18 protein-coding genes are annotated in these 23476 nt (G+C 62.7%); 1 reads left to right on the top strand and 17 read right to left on the bottom strand.

The window, feature by feature from the left end; genetic code table 11:
* Positions 1 to 439: 439 nt before the first annotated feature.
* Positions 440 to 1012: a DUF2214 family protein gene (locus KGB07_RS19305; protein ID WP_046040428.1), complete on the bottom strand. Its 573-nt coding sequence runs from the start codon at positions 1010 to 1012 to the stop codon at positions 440 to 442.
* 203 nt (positions 1013 to 1215) lie between these two features.
* Between KGB07_RS19305 and KGB07_RS19300 the strand changes: the two genes are divergently transcribed.
* Positions 1216 to 1848 carry a dihydrofolate reductase family protein gene (locus KGB07_RS19300; protein ID WP_223466282.1) on the top strand — a complete coding sequence of 211 codons (633 nt, stop codon included), beginning with the start codon at positions 1216 to 1218 and terminating at the stop codon, positions 1846 to 1848.
* A gap of 21 nt (positions 1849 to 1869) precedes the next feature.
* Here the strand turns inward: KGB07_RS19300 and KGB07_RS19295 are convergent, their stop codons facing one another.
* The 16 genes from KGB07_RS19295 to KGB07_RS19220 all read right to left on the bottom strand — a co-directional run bounded on the left by KGB07_RS19295 (position 1870) and on the right by KGB07_RS19220 (position 23353).
* Entirely contained in the window at positions 1870 to 3012 is a 1143-nt protein-coding gene (locus tag KGB07_RS19295) for an acyl-CoA dehydrogenase family protein (protein WP_223466281.1), read from the bottom strand.
* A 12-nt stretch (positions 3013 to 3024) separates the two neighbouring features.
* Positions 3025 to 4218 (bottom strand): acyl-CoA dehydrogenase family protein, encoded by a 1194-nt coding sequence (locus tag KGB07_RS19290; RefSeq protein ID WP_223466280.1) that lies wholly within the window; start codon positions 4216 to 4218, stop codon positions 3025 to 3027.
* Between the two features lie 55 nt (positions 4219 to 4273).
* Positions 4274 to 5356, bottom strand: a complete 1083-nt coding sequence (locus KGB07_RS19285; protein ID WP_046040422.1) for a Zn-dependent alcohol dehydrogenase — start codon at positions 5354 to 5356, stop codon at positions 4274 to 4276.
* Between the two features lie 28 nt (positions 5357 to 5384).
* Positions 5385 to 6815 (bottom strand): coniferyl aldehyde dehydrogenase, encoded by a 1431-nt coding sequence (locus KGB07_RS19280; protein WP_223466278.1) that lies wholly within the window; start codon positions 6813 to 6815, stop codon positions 5385 to 5387.
* Positions 6816 to 6868: 53 nt separating this feature from the next.
* A complete protein-coding gene (locus KGB07_RS19275) occupies positions 6869 to 9079 on the bottom strand; it encodes a helix-turn-helix transcriptional regulator (RefSeq protein ID WP_223466277.1) in 2211 nt (736 codons plus the stop codon).
* 138 nt (positions 9080 to 9217) lie between these two features.
* A complete protein-coding gene (locus tag KGB07_RS19270) occupies positions 9218 to 10585 on the bottom strand; it encodes a DUF1329 domain-containing protein (protein ID WP_046040417.1) in 1368 nt (455 codons plus the stop codon).
* Between the two features lie 26 nt (positions 10586 to 10611).
* Positions 10612 to 12444 (bottom strand): DUF1302 domain-containing protein, encoded by a 1833-nt coding sequence (locus tag KGB07_RS19265; RefSeq protein ID WP_046040416.1) that lies wholly within the window; start codon positions 12442 to 12444, stop codon positions 10612 to 10614.
* Positions 12445 to 12611: 167 nt separating this feature from the next.
* On the bottom strand, positions 12612 to 13400 hold the full coding sequence (locus tag KGB07_RS19260; protein ID WP_223466276.1) for a crotonase/enoyl-CoA hydratase family protein: 789 nt from the start codon (positions 13398 to 13400) through the stop codon (positions 12612 to 12614).
* A 9-nt stretch (positions 13401 to 13409) separates the two neighbouring features.
* Positions 13410 to 14411 (bottom strand): acyl-CoA dehydrogenase family protein, encoded by a 1002-nt coding sequence (locus KGB07_RS19255; RefSeq protein WP_223466275.1) that lies wholly within the window; start codon positions 14409 to 14411, stop codon positions 13410 to 13412.
* A 24-nt stretch (positions 14412 to 14435) separates the two neighbouring features.
* Positions 14436 to 15593 carry an acyl-CoA dehydrogenase family protein gene (locus KGB07_RS19250; protein ID WP_046040413.1) on the bottom strand — a complete coding sequence of 386 codons (1158 nt, stop codon included), beginning with the start codon at positions 15591 to 15593 and terminating at the stop codon, positions 14436 to 14438.
* Complete coding sequence (locus KGB07_RS19245; protein WP_223466274.1) at positions 15590 to 16798, bottom strand: lipid-transfer protein; 1209 nt, start codon at positions 16796 to 16798, stop codon at positions 15590 to 15592. The genes KGB07_RS19250 and KGB07_RS19245 overlap by 4 nt, the downstream gene beginning before the upstream one ends.
* Positions 16799 to 16826: 28 nt before the next feature.
* Positions 16827 to 17966: an acyl-CoA dehydrogenase family protein gene (locus KGB07_RS19240; protein WP_046040411.1), complete on the bottom strand. Its 1140-nt coding sequence runs from the start codon at positions 17964 to 17966 to the stop codon at positions 16827 to 16829.
* 253 nt (positions 17967 to 18219) lie between these two features.
* Positions 18220 to 19743 carry a long-chain-fatty-acid--CoA ligase gene (locus KGB07_RS19235; protein WP_223466273.1) on the bottom strand — a complete coding sequence of 508 codons (1524 nt, stop codon included), beginning with the start codon at positions 19741 to 19743 and terminating at the stop codon, positions 18220 to 18222.
* Positions 19744 to 19747: 4 nt separating this feature from the next.
* Positions 19748 to 21304 (bottom strand): acyl-CoA synthetase, encoded by a 1557-nt coding sequence (locus tag KGB07_RS19230; RefSeq protein WP_223466272.1) that lies wholly within the window; start codon positions 21302 to 21304, stop codon positions 19748 to 19750.
* 51 nt (positions 21305 to 21355) lie between these two features.
* Positions 21356 to 22159 carry an enoyl-CoA hydratase/isomerase family protein gene (locus KGB07_RS19225; RefSeq protein WP_223466271.1) on the bottom strand — a complete coding sequence of 268 codons (804 nt, stop codon included), beginning with the start codon at positions 22157 to 22159 and terminating at the stop codon, positions 21356 to 21358.
* A 39-nt stretch (positions 22160 to 22198) separates the two neighbouring features.
* On the bottom strand, positions 22199 to 23353 hold the full coding sequence (locus tag KGB07_RS19220) for a CaiB/BaiF CoA transferase family protein (protein WP_223466269.1): 1155 nt from the start codon (positions 23351 to 23353) through the stop codon (positions 22199 to 22201).
* Between the last annotated feature and the right edge of the window lie 123 nt (positions 23354 to 23476).

Here is a 23476-nt window from a genome sequence, read left to right as displayed (position 1 = left end):
CCACCACCACCATCCTTGGCATAGGCACTGGAGTCATGGGAAATGGAATCTGGTACCAGAACGATGGAAGCCGAAAGGACACCGCCAATTGCCAGCGCCAGCAATCCTCTCTTGAAAAGCAGGTAATTGTTCATCGTGCATTCTCCTGGTGATTTACCGCGAGCAGTGTCAACGCCATACGCGTTGCGATCCGGGAGCGGCATGGGAGCAAACCGTCAAACCTACATCTTCTTTTGAATTCTTGCGCGTGGGATTTTTTCCCACACACAGAAGTTAGCCCTTTCTGGCGCTGGGTCAACCCGCGCAGCAGAAAGCCGACCGACGGCCTGGGGACACAGATGGGGATGAGGGGGGATTGCCCATGCGGGAGTGGCATGGGCGGCGGTACTTTACGTTTTAAACCAGAGGTTTACAGGTACGAAACACGGTCTGTCGATCGCTAACCCGGTACCGAGTTTTTTTGCTCACCGACACTGCCCGCCCTGCCGGCGACTGCCAGTGCCACGCAACAGGCCAGTAACGAGAATCCGGCGAATGCGCCCATCACATGCAGGTAAGGCAACACGTGATTCCATGCTCGAGCCACCCCCAGGAAAGCGGCGAATAGCCAACCGCTCATGGAAAGCGCCCCCAACAAGGCGAGCCGCGTGCGGCCTGCACTGCGCAGTGCGACGAATGGAGCCTTTTGCAGCAGCGGGAAGCCGATTCGATGCAATAGTGCACCGTTGAGGCTCAGCAGCGCGACGACCGTCACCTTGGCCCAGAGTTTCTGATTGAGCAGATACACGTCGCCTTCATTGAGATAACCCTGAAGCACCAGCAACAGTCCGCTTGCCCAAAGGGCCAGCAGCGCAAGGCTGACAATCTTCTGGGTTTCATCGAGGTATTCAAGCCTCGCCTGGTCCAGTATTTCCTTGCGCCAACTCCAAAGCTTGTGATCCGCCTGCAACACCCTCCCCAAGGCAATACACGTAGCGAGCAGATGACCGTACACGAGAAGCATTTTGAGCATTGCCTTGACCTTATTATTGTTTTGGCGCTGCGTTCCCTGCTTCGCTGAATTGAAAGCAAATGATACAAATTAGCAATTGCGTTTTCAAGACAAAAACTACCTACCATTTGTCAGAACCAGCCGCCATACGACTTTCATCGAACATGAAGTCGGTCATTCCTGTGGTGGATAACGCTTAAACCAGGATCAATCAGGAGATCAGCATGCGCACATTGACCGTTGCTGCATTCGTGAGTCTGGATGGTGTCATGCAAGCGCCCGGCGGGCCTGAGGAGGATTCCAGTGGCGGATTCCGCTTCGGTGGCTGGATAGTGCCCTACGCCGACAAAACCACCGGCCAGGCCGTACAGGACCTGTTCTCACAGCCATTCGAGCTGCTGCTGGGGCGTCGTACCTACGACATCTTCGCCGCCTATTGGCCGCACATTCAGGCCGACGCAACCCATCACACCATCGCTGACCTGTTCAACGCCGCCCCCAAGCACGTGGCCACCCATCGCGCCGACTCGCTAGCCTGGCACAACAGTCATGCGCTGGAGGGCAACCTGGTCGATGCGATCGGCGCGCTCAAACGCCAGGACGGTCCTCAGCTACTGACCCAAGGCAGCGGTGACCTGGTGCGCCAACTGCTTGCCGCCGGCCTGGTGGACGAGTTGCGGCTGATGATTCATCCCATCCTGCTGGGGCGCGGCAAGCGCCTGTTCGACGACAACGCACAAGCATCGGCCTTCACCCTGGTGAATTCGATCAGCTCACCCGGAGGGGTACTGATCGCCCGCTACACCCGCAGCGGCGAGGTGCGCACAGGTTCGTTCGAGGACGTCAGGCAGCGATAGCCAGCGCCACCGCCCCGCGCCTCACGCCACCGGCATCAACTTCGCGTAATCCTGCAAGTGGTGATCGTCATCGCCGAACTGGCGCGCCACCATCAGCAGATGCTTGGCATGGTGCGACAGCATGTATTCCCAGGTCAGGCCGATACCGCCGTGCAACTGGATGCTTTGGTCCGCGACAAAACGGCTGGCGCGGCTGACGATGAACTTGGCAGCTGCCAGGACGCGGCTGCGCTCGTCACTGTCGGCCTGATCCGCCACGCAGGCGGCGAGCAGGGTCATCGAAGTGGCCTGGTCCAGCTCGATGCGCATATCCACCATGCGGTGTTGCAGCACCTGGAACTTGCCGATGGGCTGACCGAACTGCTGGCGCGTTTTCAGGTAATCGAGGGTCAACGCGCACGCCGTTTCCATGCTGCCGACAGCCTCAGCGCATTGCGCGGCGATGCAGCGGCCTTGCTGATAACGCAGCGCTGGCAAGGCCTGCCCCACTTCACCGAGTACCGCAGTGCTTTTGACGAACACGTCCTCAAGGTACAGCTCGCAGGCCATTCGCCCGTCCTGGGTATCGAAGGAGCGTCGACTGACGCCGTTGTCTTGCGGGTCGACCAGGAACAGCGTGATGCCCTTCTCGTCCCGAACACCGCCGCTGGTGCGCGCCGACACCAGAATCAGCCCGGCGCTCTGGCCACCGATAATCACCGACTTGCGGCCACTAAGTTTCCAGCCGCCGCTGACTGGCTCGGCGATGGTCTGAACGTCGTGCAACTGGTAGTGACTCTGCGGCTCATCGAGGGCCACGGCCAGTTGCAGGCTGGCGCTGCCGACTTGCGGCAACAGCGTGTCTTTCTGGGCTGCGCAGCCCAACTGCTCGACCAGGCCGCCGGCGAAAATCACCGAGTGCAGGTAAGGCTCCAGGCACAGCCCCCGGCCCAGTTCGGTCATGATCAGCATGTTCTCCACTCCGCTGCCACCATAGCCGCCATAGGCTTCGGCAAAGGGCACGGCGCACAGTCCGAGTTCACCCAGTTGCTGCATGAACGGGCCACTGAAACCCTGCCTGCTCCGGCGGTATTGCTCGCGATGCTCAAAACCGTAAACGTCACGCACCAGGCGCGCGGCGGTTTCCTGCAGCATCAGCTGCTCTTCTGTCAGTTTGAAATCCATGGTCGTGGCGCCTTAGAGTTCGAGGATCATTTTCGCGATGATGTTCTTCTGGATTTCATTGGCGCCGCCATAGATCGAGGCCTTGCGCGCATCCAGGTACTGGTAGGTGGCCGCGCTGCTGTAGTCGGTGTAGAGCAACGGTTCGCTGCCATAACCCAGTTCATCTTCAATGAACGGCAACGCGTACGGCCCCACGGCCTTACTGATCAGGTAGGTGATGGCCTGCCGAATCTCGGTGCCCCTGATCTTCAGGAACGAGCTTTCGGCACCGGGTACATCGCCGTTTTGTGTCGCCGCCAACGTGCGCAGGTTGCTCATTTCGGCCGCCATCAATTGCATGTCGACTTCGGCGATCTGCGCGCGGAACAACGGATCTTCGATCAGCGGCCGACCGTCACGGACTTCCTGGCTGGCAATGCGCTTGAGCCGGGTGAGCAATGCCTTGTTCTGCGCGATCCCGCCGATGCTGGTGCGCTCGTGGGTCAGCAAGTACTTGGCGCAGGTCCAGCCCTCATTCTCCTGCCCCACCAGATTCGCCACCGGCACCCGCACGTTGTCGAAGAACACCTCGTTGACTTCATGCTCGCCGTCGAGGGTGATGATCGGCCGCACCGTGATGCCCGGGGTTTTCATATCGATCAGCAGGAACGAAATGCCCCGTTGCTGACGGGCCTCGGGGTCGGTGCGTACCAGGCAGAACATCCAGTCGGCAAAGTGCGCCAAGGTGGTCCAGGTTTTCTGGCCGTTGACCACGTAGTGATCGCCCTCGCGCACTGCGCGGGTTTTCAACGACGACAAATCAGAACCGGCACCCGGCTCGGAGTAGCCCTGGCACCACCAGTCCTCACAGGAAAGAATCCGGGGAAGGAAATGTGCTTTCTGCTCGGCGGTGCCGAACTTGATGATCACTGGCGCGACCATTTTCAGGCCGAACGACACCACCTTCGGTGCGCCCGCGGCAAAGCATTCCTCGTCGAAAATATGCTTTTGCACGGCACTCCAGCCGGTACCGCCGAACTCGACCGGCCACCCCGGCGCGAGCCAGCCTTGCCGGTCGAGGATCTGCATCCATTGCACCTGATGCGTTTTGCTCAGGCGTTTGCCCAACGAAATCCGCTCGGACAGTTCGCCAGGCAAATTGTCGCGCAAGAAGGCCCGGACTTCCTGGCGAAAGGCCTGTTCCTGTGGGGAAAATTCAATGTCCATCCATCCACTCCAAAAGCATTGGGGCTTACCCGCTCCCACAGGGGAACTGCGGTGTTTATTCGAAAACGATCACCGAGCGCGCCAGCTCACCGCGACGCAGTTCATCGAACGCCTCGTTGATCTGGTCCAGGCGGATGCGCTGGGAAATCATCTCGTCGAGCTTGAGCTTGCCGGACATGTAGAAATCCACCAGGCGCGGCATGTCGACCGGGAAGCGGTTGGAGCCCATCAGCGAACCCTGAATGCGCCGTTCGTGGAGCAATTGCAGCGGGTCGAGTTCGATCTTCAGGCCCGGCTTGAGCATGCCGATCACCGTGGCGGTACCGCCACGGGCCAACATGGCGAACGCCTGCTCGGCGGTTTGCTTGAGGCCGATGCATTCGAACGCGTGGTGCACACCGCCACGGGTCAGCTCCATCACTTGCTTGGCGGCATCGCCATCGCGACCGTTGATCACATCGGTGGCGCCGAACTGCCTGGCCAGCTCCAGCTTCGAGTCGAGCATGTCGATGGCGATGATCCGCCCTGCCCCGGCCAGCGCCGCACCGTTGATCGCGGCCAGGCCGATACCGCCGCAACCGATCACGGCTACGGTTTCGCCCGGCCGCACCTTGGCGGTGTTGAACACCGCGCCGGTGCCGGTGGTGACCGCGCAACCGAGCAAGGCGGCGCGGTCCAGAGGCATGTCGCGGCGGATCGCCACGCAGGCGTTTTCGTGCACCAGCATCTGCTCGGCGAACCCGGACAGGTTGACGAATTGCGGCATCGGTTTGTGCACGTAGGTCAGGCGCGGCTCTTCGTCCTTGCCACGTTTGGTTTCCGGCGACACGCAGCGCGCCAGATGGCCGGTCACGCAGTGATCGCAGTGGCCACAGAACACCGTCAGGCAGGTGACCACATGATCGCCGGGCTTGACCGAACGCACTTCGGAGCCGACCTGCTCGACCACACCGGCAGCTTCATGACCCAACACCATCGGGCCGGGATAGGGAAACGAGCCGTCGATGACGTGCAAGTCGGAGTGGCACACACCCACCGCTTTAGTGCGGATCAACACTTCGCGCGGACCCGGTTTGCTGATGCCCACCTCTTCGATGACCAGCGGGGCTCCAACCTGATGGAATACGGCAGCTTTCATGGCAGTTCTCTCAACAATGATGTGGGGTTCAGACCGGGTTGGCCGCTGTACGCAAGACGGCCTTGGCGTGGCTGAAAGTGCGGAAACCGTCGATGCCGTGGTAGGCACCCATGCCGCTCTGGCCGACGCCGCCGAATGGCAAACCTTCGGTGCTGGCGTGGCTCATAACGCCGTTGAGGGTCACGCCACCGGAACAGGTGCGGCTGAGTACCTGGGCCTCTTCGGCGGCATCGTTACCGAAGTAGTACAAGGCCAGCGGACGCGGCCGCGCGTTGATCTGGGCGATGACCTCGCTGATGGTTTCGTAGGGTTTGATCGGCAGCAGCGGGCCGAAGATTTCGTCCTGCATCACCTGCAAATCGTCACCGGGGTTGCGCAGCAACGTCGGCACGATCTTGTTCAGTGTCGATTGGCTGAAATCTTCAGCACCGGCATTCAGTTCGATCAGCTCGACACCGGCGGCGCGGGCCTCGCTCAGGTAATCCTGCAAGCGCTCGAAATGCCGGGCGTTGATGATCGAGGTGTAGTCGGGGTTGTCCCTGAGCGTCGGGAAGAACTTCGCCACTACGGCTTTCGCCACGCCGATGAAGGCGTCCACCGACTCTTGCGGGACAAACACGTAGTCCGGTGCCACGCACAACTGGCCGGCGTTGAGCAGCTTGCCGATCACGACCTTGGCCACCGCGTCGTTGAAGTCCGCCGAGCGCGAGATAATCGTCGGCGACTTGCCGCCCAGCTCCAGGGTCACCGGCACCAGGTTCTCCGCCGCCGCCCGCAACACATGTTTGCCGATGCTGGTGGCGCCGGTGAACAGCAGATGGTCGAACGGCTGGCCACAGAACGCCTGGCCGACCTGCGCACCGCCCAGAACCACCGCTACCTCATCTTCGGCGTACACAGAGCGGATCAACCGAGCGATCAACTCAGAGGTATGCGGATTGAATTCCGACGGTTTGATCATCACCCGGTTGCCCGCTGCCAACGCGCCGGCAAGCCCGCTGAACACCATGTAGCCAGGCACGTTCCAGGCCGTGACGATGCCCACGACCCCCAGGGGCTGGTATTGCACCCAGGCTTCACCGGCCCGGGCCTGGCGCTGTTCCGGGCGCATCCATTGCGCCAGTTCGGCTTTGGTCTGCTTGAGCGTCGCCAGTGGCGACAGCACTTCACTGCCCTTGGAGAAACCGGGGCTGCGATGGCCGAAATCGGCGCTCAGGGCCTCGATGATTTCCTGCTCATGATTGACCAGCAAACCGATCGCCCGGTCGAGCAACTCGCAGCGCTCTTCAAGGGTATAGGGTTCGCGGGCCTGAAAGGCCGCGCGTTGTTTTTCCAGGATCGTGCGGATGTCACAGCTCGTCGAACTCTCGATGGCGCTCATCACTACCTCTCTTGTTTTTGTCAGGACGCGGCCACGGTCGGGCTGCAATGCACAGGGTCTGGCTGCATGGTTGATCATCGCTGGCGCGACGCCGCCACCCGGATCAGGTGGGTGGCGTCACGTCGATGGATTCAAGCGAGGATGCCCATGGCCTTGGCGCTGTTGATGGCCTGGGTGCGACGGCACGCGCCGAGCTTGACGTTGATGTTCTTGGCGTGGGTTTTCACGGTATTTTCCGAGATGAACAAGCGGCTGCCCACCTCCCGTACCGACATGCCTTCGGCCAGCAACTTGAGCACCGAGACCTCGCGGGGCGTCAGGTCATCCTGGTAATCCGCCACGCCGGTCAGGCGAACCGGCGAAACCTTGTCGTCGTTGGCCGGTTGCTCGCGGGCAGCGATCCGGGCGTTCTGCCGTGCGATCGGCCCTTGGTAACACGCCGCGTGGATCTTGCCCCAATGCATGCGCCGCTCGGCTTCGTGCAAATGCCAGCGGGCCTTTTCCGGGTCATGGCTGCGCGAAGCGATTTCCGACAACAGCAGGTAGGCGTTGAGCACAAAGGGGGCGCAGCAGTCGCGGACCTGCAACAGCCCTGCCTGCACCACCACTTCGGCTTCGTGGGTGTGGCCCTGTTGCAACAGCAACTCGCCTTGCATGAACAGCAGCCGCCCGAGCAACGGGTAAGGTTGCGCGCCCTTCACGGTCAGTCGGTTGAGCTCGCTTCGCACCAGCGATTGCGCCTGCCCCCATTGCCCCTGAAGCATCAGCAGGCGCGCCCGGTCGACGTTGACCAACACTTCCGACTCATGACTGCCCTGGCGCCGGGCCAGTTCCAGTGAGTGATCCAGCAGCGACTGGGCCTCGACAAAGTCGCCGCCCTCCATCGCGATCCGCGCCAGGATGCAATGACACAACAACACCGACAGCCAATCCTCCGCCGTCAGCTCGTCAAGGGCCGCCCGACAATGCAGGCGCGCCGAATCGGCATGGCCGCGCAATGCCTGCAAGGTGCCGTACAGCGCCTGCCAGTTCGCCAGCAGACGCTGATTGCGCCGGGCATCGGGCAACGGCAGAAAATGCCCGAGCCGCGCCAGGCACTCGGCGGCTTCGTCCAGTCGCCCGCTGAACAGCAAGGCCTTGGCGCACAGATAGATCAGGCGCGGGCTGCTGTGCAGCAACTGCGGTTCGATACGCTCACGCCAGTCCATCAGCTTGCTCAGATGACGTTCGCCGAGGATCCAGCTCAGCCACAAGCGCTCCATGTAATTGGCAGCCACCTCCGGCTGATCAGCGCACAACGCCTGCTCCACCGCCTCATCGACATGCCCCAGCACGCTGAGCAACTGACAGGCCCGCAGGCGCAACCGATTCAACGGTGCTGCGCTCAACTGGTTTTGCAGGGCCTGTGCCACGGCGGGCAGCAGGCGATACCAACCGGGCTGTTGCTCGACCGGGAACAGAAATGCCCGGCAGTCCAGCAGGCTGTGAAATACCCGACCACCCTGCTGGCCTTCCCATAACTGCTCGCAGAAGTCCGCGCTGAATCGGGACAAATGCGCGAGCCCACACAGGACCTCGCGCTGTTCCTGGCTCAGCCGCGACAACAGTTCGCGCTCAAGGTATTGGCCGAGCAAGGGTGAGGACCGTGCCTGCTCCAGAGAAAGCGACAGGCGAATACCGGCGCACCACCCGCCTGTCTCATGCCAGAGTTTTTCTCTGGCCGGTGCATCGGTGTGTGGCGCCAGGGCATCGATCAGCGATTCGAACTCATCGGGGCGCAGGGCCAGTTGCCCGGCGCCCAGCTCCTGCAACTGGCCGGTCAGCATCAAGCGCGGCAGATTCCAGTCCGGGCGCTGGCGGCAGGTGACCAACACTTGCAGTCGTGGTGTTTTGAGGGACAGGAGTTGGTCGAACCAGTGGTTCAGGTCTGCGGGCATATCGACGGGAAGATCGTCGAATACCAGGTGGATTGGGGCTACCTCAAGGGCCTCATCGCGAGCAGGCTCGCTCCTACAGTTAACCGCGTTCCCCTGTAGGAGCGAGCCTGCTCGCGATAGCAATAGCTCAGGCACCACAGCTCTTGAATCGAGAAACGCCAATACCGCATCCGGCGCAGTATCAGCCGCCAGCCCCAATTCACCCGCCAGTCCTGAAATGAAGTGCTCCAGCGTCTGCGGCTGTGCGCCCAAAGACATCCAGACCACTTGCCCCGGCGGCGCAATGCCTTGCAAATACTGCTGCAACAATGACGTCTTGCCATATCCGGCAGGCGCGCAAAGCAGTTGCAAGCGGCACTGCTTGCCCTCAAGTGCATCGATCAGATGCGGCCGTGGCACAAACATGGCGGACCTCGCTGATGGGAAGTGGACTCCATCATTGAGCCGGACACCGGTTTGCGCGCCACCCGCATCAGGTGGGTGCAAGGCTCGCCATGCATAACGCCCTGCGAACAGGGCGTTGCTTGCGGCGGGGGCGAACGGTCAGCGAATGCCGTCGTTGCGCAGCGCAGCCGGGGTGAAGTCGGTCATCTTCGCGGTCAAGCCATAGGTGGTGGCATGCCTGGACTGGTTGGTCATGGCCAGCACGTTGTAGCGGCCGGCGATCAGGTCGTAGATGCCAAGCATCGCGAAGTTCGGCGCGCCACGCTCGTAATCGTTGATCGCATAACCTTCCGCCACCCGCCACAGCTGGCCACGACCGTCGTAGTGATCGACCTCGGCCAGTTGCCAGGTGTCCTCGTCGAAGTACATGTCACGCTTGGCATACACGTGACGCTGACCGGGCTTGAGCGTGGCCTGCACGTGCCAGACGCGGTGCAGTTCATAGCGCGTCAGGTCCTGGTTGATATGCCCCGGCTTGATGATGTCGTCGTACTTGACCTTCGGCGACTGCAATTTGTAGTTGTTGTACGGGATGTACAGCTCCTGTTTGCCCACCAGCTTCCAGTCATAACGATCCGGAGCACCGTTCATCATGTCGGTGTTGTCGGCGGTGCGCATGCCGTCGGAACCGTTGCCCGGGCCATCGTAAGCCACTTGCGGTGCTCGCCGTACGCGACGCTGACCGGCGTTGTAGACCCACGCCAGGCGCGGTTCCTTGACCTGGTCGATGGTCTCGTGGATCAGGATCACGCTGCCGGCCATGCGCGACGGCGCGGTGATTTCCTGTTTGTAGTAGTACAGGACGTTATCGGCCTGCCCGGCATCGACACCTTCCATCAATTGCGGGAAGGCCAGCTTGTCTTCGTATTCGACGATGGAGTAAGAGCCGTTGGTTTGCGGAGCCGCCTGGGCCGCTATACGTTCCATGTTGCCACCGCGATAACGGTTGGTGTGGTTCCAATAGATCTCCACGCCGTTCTTCGGGATCGGGAACGGGTAGTAACGGGTCTGGGTGAAGTTCACCAGTCCGTTGCCATCGGGCGTCAGCTCGGTGGTCACCGCGCTCTTTTTCGCGATGTCATAGACGTTCTGCGGTGACGCCGCGGTGCGCTGGGTCTTGTACACCGGGATCTTGTAGCTGTCCGGATAGCGCTTGAACATCGCCAGCTGGCCTGGGGTCAGCTTGTCCTTGTACTGGTCGACGTTGGCTGCCGTGATCACGAACTGCGGTTTTTCACCGGCAAACGGATCGCCGAGAAAACCATTGTCGAGTGCCGCCGCACCGGGCTTGAGGCCCCCGGTCCAGGCCGGAATGCTGCCGTTGGCATTGCCCTCTTTCTGCGCCCCCAACGGCGTCAGCGTAGTCCCCAGTTGCGACGCCTCCTGCGGAGAAACCGCGGCCATCACACCGCTGGCCAGCAACGACAGACTCAGTGCGCCAGCGCGCAGAATTAAACGTGCGTTCATGTTCAGTTTCCTCTGGCAGGGTTGCATCAGAAATTCACGCCGAAGCTCAGCGCGGCGTAGTCGCGGTCGACGTTGGTGTTGAAATCGCCACCGAAGTAGTTGGTGTAACTCAGGCTGGCGGTGTAGGTGTTCTGGTAGTCGGCGTCGACACCGAGGCTCACGGCCTTGGAGCCTTCATCGAAGTTCGGGCCGAAACCCTGCACGTCGTGAGACCAGGCAAGGTTCGGCGACAGGTTGATACCGGCGATCACGTTCGGGTAATCGAGCTTGCCGCGCAGGCGATAACCCCAGCTGCTGCTGGTGTAGAAGCCATCGTTGTTGCACTCCTGCGCCGGGTTGCTGGCGTTGGGCAGGCCCGCTGCGGTCCCACGGCAAGTGGCCGCTCCCGCTGCGCCCGGCAGTTCGCCGGAACCGAAGGCCGGGCTGCGACCGAAGCGCAAGTCCGTACCGTCCGCCTTGCCCAGGCCGTTGATCTTGTTGTAACCCACCTCGCCCACCAGGGTCAGGCGACTGGCGCCGAAGACCTGATCGAAGAACTGCGTGGCAGTCACCTGCGCCTGGGTCACCGGCATGCGCTTGTAGCCGTTGACCTCGGCCCCCAGGGTGCGTCCGGCGAAACCGGTGGTGATCAGCGGTGACGTCGCGCCGAAGGTCGCGGCGGACAACAGGTCAGCGGTGTTCAGCTGCAGCGGCATGTTTGGCCGGTAGCTGAGTTCGCCACCGAGCGATACGCCGGCGACGTTGGTCTGGAAGCTCAAGCCATACAGACGAATGTCTTCCGGATAATCGATGAAGTAACGCGCACTGCGCGCCGAGGTCACGCCACCGGCCGGGTTGCTCATCTGAGTGATGCTCAGGAACGGGTTGCGGCTGTGGTAATTCATCGCGTAGGCACCGAACTCGGTGTCGTTGGCTTCCGGCACATACCAGCGCAGCGCCAGGCCATACTGGCCACCGTCGCGGGCATCGTTGTCCTTCAGGCGCGGGATGAACGCGTCGTCGGTGCCGGCAGCAATGGCAGCCAAACCGCCAGTGTTCTTCGCGACACCCGGTGGCAGGTCGAGACCGGCGATCACCAGGCGGTCATCACAGCCTTGCGGCACGCCGTCATTGCCGAAGAACGTGCCGCAGTTGTCGACCACCGACTTGTCCCATTGCAGCTGGTAAAACCCTTCGGCGGTGATGTTGTCGGCCAGGCCCTGGGACACATAGAGCAGGTTGACCGGGATCAGGCCCTCCTTCACTTCGGCACCGGGACGACGCAGCGCGGCGACGTCAATCGGGTTGATGCTGTTGATCGAGTTGCCGATGAAGGTACTCTCGCCCCAGCTCACCACTTGCTTGCCCAGGCGCACGTTGCCGACCTGATCGCCAATCGAGTAGTTGTGGTAGACGAAGCTGTCGAGGAACATCGCGCCGGACGACTTGGCCGCACGGTCACGCCCCGAGTCGTCGATGTCATAGAACGGACGGCTCTCGTCCATCAGCTCGAAGTCGTACCAGTATTTGCCGCGCACGAAGGCGCCGCTGTCGCCGTACTTGAGCTCCAGGTCATGCACGCCCTTGAAGATCTTCGAGAAGGTTTCACCCTTCTTGAAGTTCAGGCGGTTGTCGTCGGTGGTCCGGGACGCAGACTTGCCGCCGGTGACACCCTGGGAGTTGAAGTTGGAAATGAATTGCTTGTCTGGATCAGCTGCCGACCAGCTCGCGCCAATCGACAGCGACGAATCGAAACTGCCCTGAATTTCCCCGATATTGAAAGCCACAGCGTGAGCCTGATTGCTCGCGCAAGTGGCAACCATCACAGCGACGGCCAGCAGACTCGGCTGGAAGACTCCGCGCATTGTTTTTGTTGTCATGCGGTTTCTCCGGTTAAGGATTAAGTGTTGGAGCGCCCATGCTAGCGGCGCTCCGTTGGGGGTCTCACACCCGAACGGGTGATTTGAAACAGCGTTATTGATGGGGTTTTGTGCCGCGTAACAACCCGGTTTGAACAACTCTCACCGTGCGTTACGCTCGGTGACACTCACCCGGTAAAAGTCGGTGTTCGCTTGTCGATAAACGCCGCCACGGCTTCGCGGTGATCGGCGGTCTGGTGCGACAGCACCTGGAACGTCGCCGACATTTCCAGCAGCGTGTCGAGTCGGGTGTGCAACGCCTCGCGCAACAAACGCTTGGCCAGGCGCACGGCGTGAGGCGGGTTAGCGGCAATCGACGCGGCGATGTCCCGCGCCGCATCCAGCAACTGCTCGGCGGGAACAACCCGGGACACCAGGTTCCATTGCTCGGCCTGGCGAGCGTCGATCATTTGCCCGGTCAGGGTCAGTTCGGTAGCGCGGGACAAACCGATGATGCGTGGCAGCAACCAGGCACCGCCGTCGCCAGGGATGATCCCCAGCTTGACGAAGCTCTCGGCAAACTTCGCGTGCTCCGACGCCACGCGGATGTCGCACATGCACGCCAGATCCAGCCCCGCGCCGATGGCCGCGCCGTTGACTGCGGCAATCACCGGTACTTCCAGATTGAACAATGCCAAGGGCAAGCGCTGAATGCCGGTGCGATATTCCTGACGCAATTGCATGCCCGACATCTGCGCGTAGCGATCCATGTCGCGCACGTTGCCACCGGAGCAGAACGCCGTGCCGGCGCCGGTGATGATCACTGCACGCACACTGCTGTCGCGTTCGATTCGCTCAATGGCTTCGAGGAATTCCGGCACGGCGCTGTTGCCGGTCAGCGCGTTGCGTCGCTCGGGGTCATTCATCGTCAGGGTGACGACATGACCTTCCTGTTCGTATTTCAAAAACGCGCTCATGAATGATCCTCAGGCCGATGGGGACAGGGTGACGTGACGCACGAAATGGCTGGCGCAGGTATCCGGTTGTTCGAGAAAGGCCTGGCCGACGATGCCGTTCCACCAGGTTTCCGAGCCGTCGCTGATGCGCCACTCGTGCAAGCGCCGGGTGAACAGTTGCAAGTCCAGTTCTTCGGTCACGCCGATGGCGCCGAAGAGTGCGTGGGCGATGGCAGTGACTTGAGGCACGGCCATGCTGGTCCGCGCTTTGGCAATGGCCGTCGCCATCAGGTCCGGCACCTGCAAATCGCCGGCAAACGCCAGTTCAGCGGCGATGCGCGCGGCGGCCACTTGCTCGGCCATCACGCTGAGTTGATGCTGCACGGCCTGGAATTTGCCGATGGCCTTGCCGAACTGCACCCGGTCGTTGCAGTACTCCAGCGTCATGGCGAGAACCTGCTCCATGGCCCCGGCGATGGTGGCGGCGTGAATGGCGGCGTTGAACACTCGTACTTCTTCGCCGTTATGGCCGATTGCGCTGCCGAGTGAAGCCTGCGGCCAGTACAAGGTGGCGCATTGACTGCCGTGAACGCCCGTGGACTCGCGCCGGGCGAGGCTGCAATCGAGCAGCAGCAACTCGCCTTCCAGGTTGACCAGGGCGAAATCAGCCAACAAACCAAACGCCACACGCGGCACACACAACAGGCCATCGGGCTGGCGACAGGCTGTGCCGGCCAGGGTCACCATGCCGGTCGGAGGCGTGATCGGACCGTCACGCAGCAGAGCGCGGGCGGCAATGCTTTGCGCCGCCGGGACCGGCAGCGCGCAGCGACCGAAGGCGACAAAAATCGGCAGCAGTGCATTCAGCGCAAGTCCCGCGCCACCGGCGACTTCTGGCGTCAGCAATTCGAGAAAGCCGCTGTCTTCCAGGGCACTCCACAGCGTTGCGGCGCTGTCTCCGCCTTCCACAGCACGGACCAGTGCCGGCGTGCAAAAGTCGCTGAGGATCTTTTCAATGGCTTCAGTGAACATGAAGTTTTTCCTATTCGAAGTGCATCAGCGCAGGCCAAGGCCGCGGGCGATCATGCCGCGCAGGATTTCCCGGGTGCCGCCGCGCAACGAGAAAGTCGGCGCGACCTGGTTCAGGTAGGCGACCGTGCGGTACAGCTCCTCATCGACGGGTACATCCGGATGGGCGCTGATCGCCGAGGCAATCGCTGACGGGATCGCCTGTTCGAATTCAGTGCCGATGTCCTTGACCAACGCGGCTTCGACCACCGGGCTTTCGCCCCGGGCGAGCAACGCCGTCAGCGCCAGCGAGAGATTGCGCAGGCAGGTCAACTGCGTGAGGAAACTGCCGAGCAACGCGGATTCCTGTGCAGTGGCGCCGTGACGGCGCAAGGTGTCGGCCCACAGATCGAGCAACACCACGCTGGAGTAGAAACGTTCCGGCCCGCTGCGCTCGAACGCGAGTTCGGCATTCACCTGCTTCCAGCCGCTGCCCTCCTCGCCCACCAACGCGTCCTCACCAAGCAAGACGTCGTCGAAGGCCACTTCGGAGAAATGCGCGTCGCCCGCCAGGTCGACAATGGGACGCACGCTGATGCCCGGCTGCCTGAGGTCGATGATGAATTGCGACAGCCCGTTGTGACGGTCCTCGGGCGAACCACTGGTGCGCACAAGAGCGATCATGTAGTCGGCGTGATGGGCGTTGGTGGTCCAGATCTTGCGACCGCTCAGGCGCCAGCCTTCAGGGCAGCGGGTGGCGCGGCTGCGCACGCTGGCCAGGTCCGACCCCGAGTTCGGTTCGCTCATACCGATGCAGAAAAACGCCTTGCCGGCGCAGATGCGCGGCAGGAAAAAATCCTTCTGCGCGTCGTTGCCGAATTTCAGGATCAACGGCCCGCTCTGGCGGTCGGCGATCCAGTGTGCCGCCACCGGAGCACCGGCCGACAGCAGCTCCTCGACCAGCACAAAGCGACTGAATGCATCCAGCCCGGCACCGCCATAAGCGGCCGGCAAGGTCAGGCCGACCCAGCCACGTTGCGCCAGTTGGCGACTGAAACCGGCGTCGAAACCGGTCCAGCTGCGGGCCCGCACATCCGCCGGGACGCTCGGCAGATGCTCGGCCAGAAATCCTTTGACCTCGGCACGAAAGGCCTCGGCGTGTGGCGGTAGCGCGGTCAGGCGAAAGGCGTCGAGCAAGCTGCTCACTGGGCACCTCCACTGACTTTGCCGTACAGCGTCACCACGCATGCACCGCCCAGCCCGAGGTTATGGGCCATGGCCAGACGTGCACCGTCGACCTGACGCTGATCGGCGTTGCCGCGCAATTGTCGGGTCAGCTCGTAGCACTGCGCCAGACCGGTCGCGCCCAAGGGATGGCCCTTGGAAAGCAGGCCGCCGGACGGGTTGATGACGATCTGTCCGCCATAGGTGTTGTCGCCGTCCATGACGAACTTCTCGGCTCCGCCCTCGGGGCAGAAACCCAGGGATTCGTAGCAGATCACTTCGTTCTGGGCGAAGCAGTCATGCAGCTCGCAGATATCGATGTCCTGCGGGCCGACACCGGCCTTCTCGTAGACCTGGCTCACGGCGGCGTGGGTCATGTGGGTACCGACCCAGTCGAGCAGCGACGGCTTTTCGAAATTGAAGGACTCCGGGGTGTCGGTGGTCATCGCCTGGGCGACGATTTCCACATCGCGGCGCAGGCCATGCTTTTTCGCAAAACGCTCGGACACCAGGATCGCCGCGGCACCGCCGCAGGTTGGCGGGCAGGCCATCAGGCGCGTCAAGACGCCTGGCAGAATTACCGGGTCGTTCATCACGTCTTCGACGCTGAGCACCTTGCGAAACAATGCGAGCGGGTTGTTGGCGGCATGACGGCTGGCCTTGGCGCGCACGGCGGCGAAGGTTTCCATTTTGGTGCCGTATTTGTGCATGTACTCGCGCCCGGCACCACCGAAGGTACGGATGGCCTGGGGCATGCCATCCATATCGGCGGTGAGACCGCACAGGATCGGCAGGAAGCGCTCGCGGGTTGGTGGGCGGTCGTCCCAGTGGGATTTCAATGCGCCGGCCTGCATCTGCTCGAACCCCACCGCCAATACGCAATCGGCCGAACCGGACTCGATGGCCTTGCGCGCCAGGAACAGCGCGGTGGAACCGGTGGAGCAGTTGTTGTTGACGTTGACCACCGGAATCCCGGTCATGCCCACTTCGTACAGCACGGTCTGGCCGCAGGTGGAGTCGCCGTAGACATAACCGGCATAGGCTTCTTGCACCAGTTTGTAGTCGATGCCCGCATCAGCCAGGGCCAGGCGTATCGCTTCGGAGCCCATCTGCACATAGGTCGGGCTTTCGCTGGGCTTGCGGAACGGGATCATGCCGACGCCGGCAACCAGGACTTTTTCGCTCATGGTGTCACCTGAAAATGAGGGGGAAGGATCACAACTGGCGAGCGATCAGCTCACGCAGCACTTCACTGGTGCCACCAAAGATGCGCGTCACGCGCATGTCGACGAAGGCACGGGCAATCGGGTACTCGAGCATGTAGCCGTAGCCGCCGTGCAGCTGGACCATGTCGTCGATGCACTGCCAAAGCGTCTCGGTGGCGTACAGCTTGGCGATGGCCGACTCCTGCACGGTCAGGCGACGGCGCATGTGTTCGGCGATGTAGTGGTCGATGGTCAGGCGCACGGCGGTGGCCTTGGCCTTGATGTCGGCCAGCTTGAATTTGGTGTTCTGGAAGTCCCACACGGTCTGGTTGAAGGCCTTGCGGTCCTTGACGTACTCGACGGTCTGCTCCAGCAGGCGTTCGAGCTTGGCGGCGCAGTACAGGGCGATCACCAGACGTTCCTGCGGCAACTCTTCCATCAGGTGCATGAAGCCTTTGTTTTCTTCACCGAGCAGGTTGCCCACCGGCACGCGCACGTCGTCGAAGAACAACTCGGCGGTGTCGGCAGCGTGCTGGCCGACCTTCTCCAGCTTGCGGCCACGACGGAAACCCTCGCGATTGCACTCGACCATGATCAGGCTGCAACCCTTGGCGCCCGCACTCGGGTCGGTCTTGCACACCACCACGACCATGTCGCAAGTCAGGCCGTTGCTGATGAAGGTCTTGCTGCCGTTGATCACCCACTCGTCACCGTCACGCACGGCGGTGGTGCGAATGGCCTTGAGGTCGGAGCCGGTGCCCGGTTCGGTCATGGCCACCGCCAGCACGGTTTCGCCGGAGCAGATTTTCGGCAGCCATTGCTGCTTCTGCTCTTCAGTGCCCAGGCGCACGATGTAGGGCGCGACGATGTCGGAATGCACGCCCAGGCTCCAGCCCGAGACACCGGCACGGTACAGCTCTTCGATCAGTACCGCCGAGTGACCGAAGTCGCCACCGCCACCGCCGTATTCGGTGGGCACGGTGAGGCACAACAGGTTATGGCGGCCCGCCTTGAGCCAGGTTTCCCGGTCGACCTGCCCGGCCTCGTCCCACTGCGCCTGCTTGGGCAGGCATTCACGCTCGAAGAAACGCCGCGCGGTTTCACGCAGCATTTCGTGGTCTTCACGGTAGACGGTACGGTTGATGTGCATCGGGATCTCCAGTGGGTTGCCAGGCAGGCACGCGCCTGGTTCGTGGGTCCACTGTATTGGCGGGGGGTGGGTGATGAAGCCACCCGGATCGGGTAGCGGATTGCGGGGGATTTGAACAACGAAAATCAGGCAGGCAACACACCCCCCTGTAGGAGCGAGCCTGCTCGCGATGGCGGCGTCACATTCAACACATCCGTCGTCTGACACTCCGCTATCGCGAGCAGGCTCGCTCCTACAAAGTTTTGTGGTGTGGTTACTTGCGCAGTTCGCGCTTGAGGACTTTGCCCGCCGCCGACAGTGGCAGCTCGTCGCGGAACTCCACGCTCTTGGGGCACTTGTAGCCGGCGATGAATTCACGACAAAACAGCCGCAATTGCTCCTCATCGGCCTGGGCACCGGGCTTGCACACCACCACCGCGTGAACCGCCTCGCCCCACTGCTCATGGGGAACACCGATCACCGCGCACATCGCCACGGCCGGGTGTCGCGACAGTATGTTTTCGACTTCCGCCGAGTAAACGTTTTCCCCACCGCTGACGATCATGTCCTTCAAGCGGTCGACGATGAACAGGTAACCCTGCTCGTCCATCCACGCCGCGTCGCCGGTGTACAGCCACCCGTCGCGCAACGCCCTGGCGGTTTCCTCGGGCTTGTTCCAGTAGCCCTGCATGATGTTCGGTCCGCGCACAATGATCTCGCCCACCGTGCCGCGGGGCACCTCCTGGCCCTGCGGATCGACAATCTTCACGTTAACGCCCAGGCCGCCACGCCCTACCGAGCGTGAAAGGCCGCTGATGCGCGCCTCTGGCGTGTGATTGCACGGCAGATTGCTGGACACCACCGGGCAGGCCTCGGTCAGTCCGTAGGAATGTGAAAGTTCGATGTCCGGCAGTCTGGCCAGCACTTGCCCGACCATATCCCCGGCGCTGGGTGAAGCGCCGTAGGTCAGGCGTTTCAGGCTGCCCAGGTCATACTTGTCAAAGTCAGGATGAGCCAACAGCGCAAGGATCATGGTCGGCACCAGCAACGTCTCGGTGACCCGTTCGTGCTCAATCATCTGCAAGGCCTGCAAGGGGTCGAAACTCGACACCAGCACATGGCTTTCACCGGCCAGAAACTGAATCAGTGCACGGGCCATGCCGGCGACATGGAACAACGGCGCGACATGCATCAACAGGCCGCCGTGGATCGGCGGCATGTCCACCATGCGAGGCATGCACGCCGACCACAGGTTCAGGTGCGACTGCATGACACCCTTGGGAAACCCGGTGGTGCCGCCGGTGTACATGATGCAGGCAAGGTCTTCACCGCCCCGCCCGGCGTCTTGCACTGGCGCAGTCTGGGCAATCAATTGCTCGAAACCCGACATGCCGGCCGGCACGTCACCGTCACCCGCATAAATCAACAGCGGCGCACGACGGGCCCTGGCACAAATGCCTTCGGCCAGCGCTACGAAGTGCTCATCGACGATGAGGATGCCAGTACTGCAATCGTCCAGCGAATAGACGATCTCCGGCACGCTCCAGCGGATGTTCACCGGATTGAGCACCCCGCCGCCCCACCACACGCCCATGATGTATTCCAGGTAGCGGTCGGAGTTCAGCGCCAGCATGCCGACCCGGTCACCGGCCGCCATGCCGAGATTCTGCAAGGCGCCCGCCAGGCGAGCGACCCGTTCGCCAAATTCACGGTAGGTGTGGCGACGCTCGCCATGGATAGTCGCGATGTGGTCCGGGTTCTGTTGCAGCGTGCGTTGCAGGCATTGGGTCATGTACATGCTGTCAGCTCACGCCCCGATCCGTGCCGCGCCAGAACGGTTCACGCAGATCGCGCTTGAGCACCTTGCCCGCACCGGACAACGGCAGTGCAGCACGGAACTCCACGGATTTCGGGGTCTTGTAGCCGGCAATCTGCCGACGGCAGTGTTCAATGATCTGGGCGCTTGCAACCTCGTTGTCCGGCTTGAGCACCACCACCGCGTGCACCGCTTCGCCCCACTGCGCGCAGGGAATGCCGATCACTGCGCAGGCGGCGACGGCCGGGTGACTGGCGATGGCGCTTTCCACTTCGCCGGAATACACATTCTCGCCACCGCTGACGATCATGTCCTTGAAGCGGTCGACGATGTAGATGAAGCCATCGGCGTCCATGTAGGCACCGTCGCCGGTGTGCATCCAGCCGCCGCGCAAGGCCTTGGCGGTTTCCTCGGGGTTGTTCCAGTAGCCGAGCATGATGTTCGGGCCGCGCACCACCACTTCGCCGACGGTGCCGCAGGGCACTTCGTTGTCATTTTCGTCGACGATGCGCACCGTGACCCCCAGTCCCGGCCGCCCGGCCGAGCGCAGGCGACCATTCGCGATGCCTTCGGCGCTGTGGTTTTCCGGGCCGTTGGCAGAGATCGGCGGCGCCGCTTCGGTCATGCCGTAGCCTTGGGTGAACTCGACATTCGGCAAGGCCTTGAGCGCCATTTCCAGCAAGGGCACGGCAATCGGTGAAGCGCCGTAAGTGAGGCTGCGCAGGCAGCTCAGGTCATGCCTGGCGAAATCGGGGTGCATGATCAGCGCCTGAAGCATGGTCGGCACGATCAAAATATCGGTGATGCGCTCGCGCTCGATGGTGCGCATCACGTCCAGGGCATCGAAGGCCGGAACGAAAATGCTCGGCAGCCCCAGCAGCGAAATCAGGATCACCCGCGACAGCGCCGCCAGGTGGAACATCGGCGCGATGTGCAGGGTCAAGGCGTCCGCCGGCACCGGTACGTCGGCGGCGCGGGCCACGGCAGCGGTCCACAGGTTCATGTGCGACTGCATCACGCCTTTCGGTCGGCCGGTGGTGCCGCCGGTGTACATGATGCTCGCCAGGTCATCGCCGCCGCGAAACGCGTCGCCCACGGGCGTGGCTTCACGAATCAGTTGCTCGTAGGACAGCATGCCTTCTGGCAACGGCCCGTCGCCGATGTGGATCAGCAACGGCCGCACCCTGGCGCTGCCGGCAATGCCTTCGGCCAGGGGCAGGAAGGTGTCGTCGATCAGCAGGATGCGGGTGTCGCAGTCGTCCAGCGAATAGACGATTTCCGGCACGCTCCAGCGAATGTTCACCGGGTTGACCACGCCACCGCCCCACCAGGTCGCCAGGAAATACTCAAGGAACCGGTCGGAGTTCAGGCCCAGCAGACCGACGCGATCGCCGGTCTGCATCCCCAGTTGCTGCAAGGCCCCGGCCAGGCGAGCCACCCGGTCGGCCAGTTCGGCATAGGTGCGGCGGCGGTCGCGAAAGACCGTCGCCACGGCATGGGGACGTTGCTGCAGCACGCGGTGCAGGCCTTGGGTCAGATACATGAGGTTCTCCTGTGAATTATTGTTGTCAGGTAACGAACGCGACTCTGGGGATCAGGTACCGGTGTATTTCGGCGAACGCTGCTCGACCTGTGCCATGCGCCCTTCGGCGTGATCTTCGCTGTCGCGCAGCAAGCCCCAGTGCAGATGGGCCTGGGTGACGAAGTCCCGGGGTGCGAGATGGGCGCTCTGCAAGGCCAGGCGCTTGATCGACTGCACCGCGAGCGGGCCGTTGGCGGCAATGCGCTCGGCCAGGTCCAGCGCCGCTGGCAGCAGACGGTCCCTGGGCAACAGCTCGATGATCAAACCGATGTCCAAGGCCTGCCCGGCGTTGATCGATTCCCCGGTCAGCGCCATTTTCATGGCATGGGCCGCTGGAATTGCGCGCAGCAAGTACTGCACGCCACCGGCCGCCGGAATGGTCGCGTCGCACACCTCAGGCAAGCCGAACGTGGCGCTGGCCGAGGCAATGCGCAGATCGCATTGCAGCGCCAGCTCGAGACCGCCACCCAGGCAGGCACCATTGATGGCGGCAATCACCGGTTTCCAGATGTCCAGGTCACTGAGGTCGAACAGCCGGCTGTAGCCGCCCTCCTCGGCTTCGGTTTCGCGGCTTTTGAGGTTGCCGGCAACAAAACCGGATGCCGCCAGCAACGACTCCTTGTGGCTTGCTCCGCTGCAAAACGCGCGCTCGCCGGCACCGGTCAGGACGATCACCCGCACCTGCTCGTCATCCTGGCAGGCACCCAGGGTCTTGCGCAGGTGCATCAGGTCGCTGACGGTCAGCGCGTTGTTCGACTGTTGCGCATCGAGCGTGATGAGTGCCACGTGATCGATGATCTTGAACTGAATGGCCATGGTGTAACTCCTGCGCTGCGCGATTCTTCATGTTGTTTTTCAGGCGCCAAAACCCAGGCCCAGTTCACGCAAGCGCTCGATGGCCGCGGTGTCGAAGCCCCAGTCGCGCAGTGCTGCGCCGCCATGCTCTCCACGCTCGGGCGCCGGTTGCGGTTGCGCCGATGGCGTGCCGAGGAAACGCGGAGCCGGGACCGGTTGCACCACCCCGTCGACCTCGATGAAGCTGCCACGGGCAATGCCGTGTGGGTGCCTGGCCGCTTCGGCGAGCCCGAGCACCGGCGCAACGCAGGCGTCGCTGCCTTCGAAGGCCTCTTCCCACTGCTTGCGGGTACGGCCGAGGAACGCAGCGGTGAATGCCTCACGCAGCTGTGGCCAACCCGCCCGGTCGTGCTGGCTGGGCAGGTCTGCGTTGGAGAGTCCGAGAATGTCCAGCATCTGCCCATAGAAGCGCGATTCAATCGGCCCGATCGCCATGTACTGGCCGTCACCGGTTTCATAGGTGTCGTACCAGGGCGCACCGCCATCGAGCAGGTTGCTGCCGCGCTGTTCTTTCCAGTGACCACCGGCCAGCAGGCCCCAGATCACCGAGCCCAGCTGCGCCGCACCTTCGGTCATCGCCGCATCGACCACCTGCCCGGCGCCGCCGCGCTGCACATTGACCAGCGCCGCGAGCACGCCCAGCGCCAGCAACATGCCGCCACCGCCGTAGTCACCCACCAGGTTTAGCGGCGGCACCGGCCGACCGCCGGCGGCACCAATACTCGACAGCACACCCGACAAGGCGATGTAGTTCAGGTCATGGCCGGCGCGGTCGGCCATCGGGCCGGTCTGGCCCCAGCCGGTCATACGGGCGTAGACCAGGCGCGGATTGCTCTGTAGCGCGACTTCCGGGCCGAGGCCCAGGCGCTCCATCGTGCCGGGGCGAAACCCTTCGATCACCACGTCGGCGCGCTCAATCAATTCCAGCGCGACGGCGACACTGTCGGGGTGCTTCAGGTCGAGGGTGACCGAACGGCGGTTGCGCCCGGTGATGTCCGCGCGCTTGCCCTCAAGCTTCGGCCCCAGGTCACTGGCCTTCTGCGGCCGGTCGATACGCACCACGTCGGCGCCCATGTCGGCCAACAGCATGGTGCCAAACGGCGCCGGCCCGATTGCCTCAAACTCCACCACCCGAATGCCGCTCAGTACGCCCATCGCCAACGCTCCGTGATTCTTCTGGAGCGCCAGCAGCACTCCTATTGTTGTGCCATCCAGTAGATCAATCCCGGCCCCACCGACCACCACCCGCATCGGGTGGTGGCCGCCAAAGACAGGGTC

The organism is Pseudomonas sp. GL-RE-26, from assembly GCF_019956275.1.
Taxonomy (GTDB): Bacteria; Pseudomonadota; Gammaproteobacteria; order Pseudomonadales; family Pseudomonadaceae; genus Aquipseudomonas; species Aquipseudomonas grandcourensis.
This window is presented reverse-complemented; position numbering and strand designations above follow the sequence as displayed.